This window comes from Streptomyces sp. MBT53, from assembly GCF_016654115.1.
GTDB lineage: Bacteria > Actinomycetota > Actinomycetes > Streptomycetales > Streptomycetaceae > Streptomyces.
The window spans coordinates 1-5,018 of the sequence record NZ_JAEQAZ010000344.1 but is presented as its reverse complement, the minus strand read 5'-3'; the positions used below and the strand labels follow the sequence as shown (position 1 = coordinate 5,018).

Here is a 5,018-nt window from a genome sequence, read left to right as displayed (position 1 = left end):
GCTCGACGACGCGCCCGCCCGCGCCCATCACCCCGAGCCCGTGCGCGTCGTCGAGCAGCAGCCCCGCCCCGAACTCCCGGCTCGCCTCGGCGAGCGCCCCCACCGGAGCCGCGTCCCCGTCCACGGAGAACACCGAGTCGGACACGACCACGGCCTGCCCGTCGTGCGTCCGCAGCGCCTTCCGCACCCCGTCCGGATCGGCGTGTCCTACGACCTGGGTGGCGCCCCGGGCCAGCCGGCAGCCGTCGATCAGCGAGGCGTGGTTGCCCGCGTCGGAGACGATCAGCGAGCCGTGCGGCGCGAGCGTGGTGACCGCGGCGAGGTTGGCCGCGTAGCCGGAGGAGAAAACGAGGGCGGCCTCGAACCCGGTGAACTCGGCCAGTTCGCGCTCCAGTCGGGCGTGCAGCTCGGTCGTCCCGGTGACGAGCCGCGACCCGGTGGATCCGCCGCCCCAGGTCCGCGCCGCCGCCGCGGCCCCCTCCACGACCTCGGGATGGTGGGCCAGGCCCAGGTAGTCGTTGCTCGCGAGATCGAGGAGCGGCGAGTCGGCGGGGCGCGGGCGCAGGGTCCGTACGAGCCCGGCGCGGCGGCGCAGCTCCGCCTGGTCGTCGATCCAGCCGAACGCCATGGTTCCTCCGGGGCTTTTGTAGGCAGTGCACAGACACTAATCGGACGGCCTGCCGCCCATGGTGTGGTGATACCCACACCGTCGACCCCATGTCTTGTGCAATCTCTCCTTGGCCGCGGGCGGTCCCGTAGGACAGGATCGGGACTCATGGACCTGCTGAACACGCTCGTGGACAAGGGGCTTCGGCGCGAGCTGCCGACCCGCGCCGAAGCACTCGCCGTCCTCGCCACCTCCGACGACGACCTGCTGGACGTCGTGGCCGCGGCCGGAAAGGTGCGCCGGCACTGGTTCGGCCGACGGGTGAAGCTCAACTATCTCGTCAACCTGAAGTCCGGCCTGTGCCCCGAGGACTGCTCGTACTGCTCGCAGCGGCTCGGCTCCAAGGCCGACATCCTGAAGTACACCTGGCTGAAACCCGACGATGCCTCGAAGGCCGCCGCGGCCGGTGTGGCGGGTGGCGCCAAGCGGGTCTGTCTGGTGGCCTCCGGCCGGGGTCCGACCGACCGGGACGTGGACCGGGTCGCGGGCACCATCAAGGCGATCAAGGACCAGAACGAGGGCGTCGAGGTGTGCGCCTGCCTCGGCCTGCTCTCCGACGGCCAGGCCGACCGGCTGCGCGAGGCGGGCGCGGACGCCTACAACCACAACCTCAACACGTCCGAGTCGACGTACGGCGACATCACGACCACCCACACGTACGCCGACCGCGTCGACACCGTGCAGAAGGCGCACGCGGCGGGCCTGTCCGCCTGCTCCGGCCTGATCGCCGGCATGGGCGAGACCGACGAGGACCTGGTCGACGTCGTCTTCTCGCTCCGGGACCTCGACCCGGACTCGGTGCCGGTGAACTTCCTGATCCCGATGGAGGGCACCCCGCTCGCCCAGGAGTGGCACCTCACCCCGCAGCGGTGTCTGCGCATCCTCGCGATGGTGCGGTTCGTCTGCCCTGACGTCGAGGTACGCATCGCGGGCGGCCGTGAGGTCCACCTGCGCACGATGCAGCCCCTCGCCCTGAACCTCGCCAACTCGATCTTCCTCGGCGATTACCTGACGTCCGAGGGCCAGGCCGGCCACGCCGACCTGGAGATGATCGCGGACGCGGGCTTCGAGGTGGAGGGCGCGGGCGAGGTGACGCTGCCGCAGCACCGGGCGACGGCGGGCGGCGGCTGCGGTTCCCATGAGGAAGCCTGCGGGGGCTGCGACTCGCACGAGGGCGCCGGCGTCTGCGGCTCGGCTCCCGCTGCCACGGCCGCGCCGCAGGTCGACGAGGTCCGCCGGGACCTCGTCTCCGTACGCCGTCGAGGTGCCGGAACGGATCTCGCGCCCAATGCCTGACCCGACCGCCCCGCCCGCACTGCCCGTCGCCGAGCTGCTGGAACTCGACCGGCGGCACGTCTGGCATCCGTACGGTCCGATGCCCGGCCGGGTCGAACCGCTCGTCGTGGAATCGGCGAGCGGGGTCCGGCTCCGACTCGCGGGCGGTGCGGGCGAGTTGGTCGACGGCATGTCGTCCTGGTGGTCGGCGATCCACGGCTACAACCACCCCGTGCTCAACGAGGCCGCGCGCGAACAGCTCGGCCGGATGAGTCACGTGATGTTCGGCGGGCTCACGCACGAGCCCGCCGTACGGCTGGCGAAGCTCCTTGTCGACATGTCTCCCGAGGGCCTGGAGCACGTCTTCCTCGCCGACTCGGGCTCGGTGTCGGTCGAGGTGGCGGTGAAGATGTGCCTCCAGTACTGGCGCTCGCTCGGCCGCCCCGCGAAACAGCGCCTGCTGACCTGGCGCGGCGGCTACCACGGCGACACCTGGCAGCCGATGTCGGTGTGCGACCCCGAGGGCGGGATGCACGAGCTGTGGTCGGGAGTGCTGCCCCGGCAGGTGTTCGTGGACGCGCCCCCGGCCGAGTACGAGGAGTCGTACGCCGACGAACTGCGCGCCGCGATCGAGCGGCACGCGCACGAGCTGGCCGCGGTGATCGTGGAACCGGTGGTGCAGGGCGCCGGCGGTATGCGGTTCCACTCCCCCGCGTATCTGCGGGTGCTGCGCGAGGCGTGCGACGCGCACGACGTGCTGCTCGTGTTCGACGAGATCGCGACGGGTTTCGGCCGTACGGGCGCGCTGTTCGCGGCGGAGCACGCGGCTGTCACCCCGGACGTGATGTGCGTGGGCAAGGCGCTGACCGGCGGCTACATGACGATGGCGGCGAGCCTGTGCACGTCTCGCGTGGCCGAGGGCATCTCGCAGGGCGAGGTGCCGGTCCTGGCCCACGGTCCGACCTTCATGGGCAACCCGCTGGCAGCGGCCGTGGCCTGCGCGTCGATCGAACTCCTCCTGAACCAGGACTGGTTGACGGAGGTCAAGCGCATCGAGGCGGGCCTGCGCGAGGGCCTCGCCCCGGCCTCGCACATCCCCGGCGTCCGGGACGTCCGCGTCCTCGGCGCCATCGGCGTGGTCCAGCTCGACCACGACGTCGACATGAAGGCCGCCACGGACGCGGCCGTACGCGAGGGCGTGTGGCTGCGGCCGTTCCGCGACCTCGTCTACACGATGCCGCCGTACGTCACGAACGACACCGACCTGGCACGGATCGCCCGCGCGGTGTGCGCGGCTGCGCGGGAGGGATGACATGCCGGTACTGGTGATCACGGGCACGGGCACGGAGGTCGGCAAGACGATCACCACGGCCGCGGTGGCCGCAGCGGCACTCGCCGCCGGCCGCACGGTGGCCGTCCTCAAGCCCGCCCAGACGGGTCTACGGCCGGAGGAGCGCGGCGACGCCGACGAGGTCGCGCGGCTCGCGGGCACCGTCACGACGGCCGAACTCGCCCGCTACCCCGAGCCGTTGGCCCCCGGCACGGCGGCACGCAGGGCCGGTATGACGCCGGTCCACCCGCAGGAAGTCGCGGAGGCCGCCCAGAAGTTGGCCACCGAGCACGATCTCGTGCTGGTCGAGGGTGCGGGCGGACTGCTCGTACGGTTCGACGCGGAGGGCGGCACGCTCGCGGACGTGGCACGGTTGCTGGCCGCTCCGGTCCTGGTGGTGGCCTCGGCGGGGCTGGGCACCTTGAACACGACGGAACTGACCGCACGTGAACTCCGTTCTCAGCGGCTCGACCTGCTGGGCGTGGTGATCGGCAGCTGGCCCAACAGCCCTGATCTTGCGTCGCGTTGCAATGTGGCCGATCTTCCGGAGGTGTCCGGGGCTCCGCTGCTGGGCGCGCTGCCGGAGGGGGCCGGGGCTCTCGCCCCCGCCGACTTCCGTGCCGCGGCGCCGAGTTGGCTGGCGCCGAGGCTCGACGGGGTGTGGGACGCGGAGGGGTTCGGGGTGCGCGAGGCACCGCAGTCCTGGAACGGCGGCGCGGTCTAGGACGCCTCCCCTTCCGCGAGCAGTCGTACCAGTTCGATCCGGGACCGGATGCCCAACCGGCTGAAGACGCCGCGCAGATGGTGGTCGATGGTGCGGGGGCTGAGGGCGAGGCGGACGGCGATCTCGCGGTTGGTGGCGCCGTCTGCGGCCATGCGGGCGACCATCAGTTGCTGGGCGGTCAGGCGGGCGGCAGGTGTGGGGAGGGCGGTCGCACCCACCGGTGTTCCGAGGGCGCGGAGTTCGGCGCGGGCCTGGGCCGCGCAGTGCGGGGCGCCGAAGGACTCGAAGGCCTCCAGCGAGGTGTGCAGCCGGTCGCGGGCCTCGGTGCGGCGGCGCAGTCGGCGCAGCGCGCCGCCGAACAGCAGCTCGGTGCGGGCCCGTTCGAAGTCGCGGGTGCCGTGCGCGTGCAGGTCCAGGGCGGTGCGGTAGTGGTCGACGGCTTCGGCACCGGGGGCGAGCAGGGCCCTGCAACGGGCGCTCAGGGCAAGGTCGTCGGGGCTGCGCACGGCGCGTGCCCAGCGGTCGTAGTCGGCGTGCGCGGCGCGGGCGATCCGGGTGTCGCCGCTGCGGGCGGCGGCCTCGACGTAGTGCGGGGTGGCGAGGTGCCGTATCGCCCGGTGGCCGTGGCCCGGGCCGAACCCGGCGAGCGCGCGCAGCCGGGCCGCGGCGGCGGCGAAGCGTCCGGTGCTCAAGTCGAGGTAGGCGAGCGCCCATTGGGCCAGGGCGGCAGGCAGACCCAGGCCACGGCCCAGGGCGAACGAGCGGGCGGCGGCGGCCCGTTCACGGCAGACGTCCTCGTCTCCGGTGAGCGCCGCGAACATGGCGAGCGCGGCCTGCAGATGGCAGGCGCCGTTGTCCTGGCCGGTGGCGTGGGCCTGCCACAGGGCGTCGGCCGTGGCCGTCTCGGCGGCTCGCGGGTGCCCGGTCCAGAACTCGGCGTAGGCCCGGAACTCCATCGCCTGCGGCACGATCACCGTCGCGCCGTGCGCCCGGGCCGAGGCCGCCGCCCGCACGGTGGCGGT

5 protein-coding genes are annotated in these 5,018 nt (G+C 73.1%); 3 read left to right on the top strand and 2 right to left on the bottom strand.

Annotated elements, in window-relative coordinates; translation table 11 throughout:
* Positions 1–628, bottom strand: a 628-nt coding sequence (locus tag JHN45_RS50380; RefSeq protein WP_201056178.1) for an aminotransferase class I/II-fold pyridoxal phosphate-dependent enzyme, incomplete at its 3' end; no start/stop codon positions are given.
* A gap of 147 nt (positions 629–775) precedes the next feature.
* On the opposite strand from JHN45_RS50380, the gene bioB reads away from it, so the two are divergent.
* Genes bioB through bioD form a run of 3 tightly spaced genes read left to right on the top strand, consistent with a single transcriptional unit; the run spans position 776 to position 3,996 of the window.
* On the top strand, positions 776–1,963 hold the full coding sequence (bioB, locus tag JHN45_RS50375; RefSeq protein ID WP_201056177.1) for a biotin synthase BioB: 1,188 nt from the start codon (positions 776–778) through the stop codon (positions 1,961–1,963).
* Positions 1,956–3,254 carry an adenosylmethionine--8-amino-7-oxononanoate transaminase gene (locus JHN45_RS50370; protein WP_200716616.1) on the top strand — a complete coding sequence of 433 codons (1,299 nt, stop codon included), beginning with the start codon at positions 1,956–1,958 and terminating at the stop codon, positions 3,252–3,254. Before bioB ends, JHN45_RS50370 begins: the two co-directional genes overlap by 8 nt.
* 1 nt (position 3,255) lies before the next feature.
* Positions 3,256–3,996 (top strand): dethiobiotin synthase, encoded by a 741-nt coding sequence (gene bioD / locus JHN45_RS50365; protein WP_200716617.1) that lies wholly within the window; start codon positions 3,256–3,258, stop codon positions 3,994–3,996.
* Here the strand turns inward: bioD and JHN45_RS50360 are convergent.
* The coding region (locus JHN45_RS50360; protein ID WP_201056176.1) for a helix-turn-helix transcriptional regulator at positions 3,993–5,018 on the bottom strand (1,026 nt) is incomplete at its 5' end. The genes bioD and JHN45_RS50360 overlap by 4 nt on opposite strands.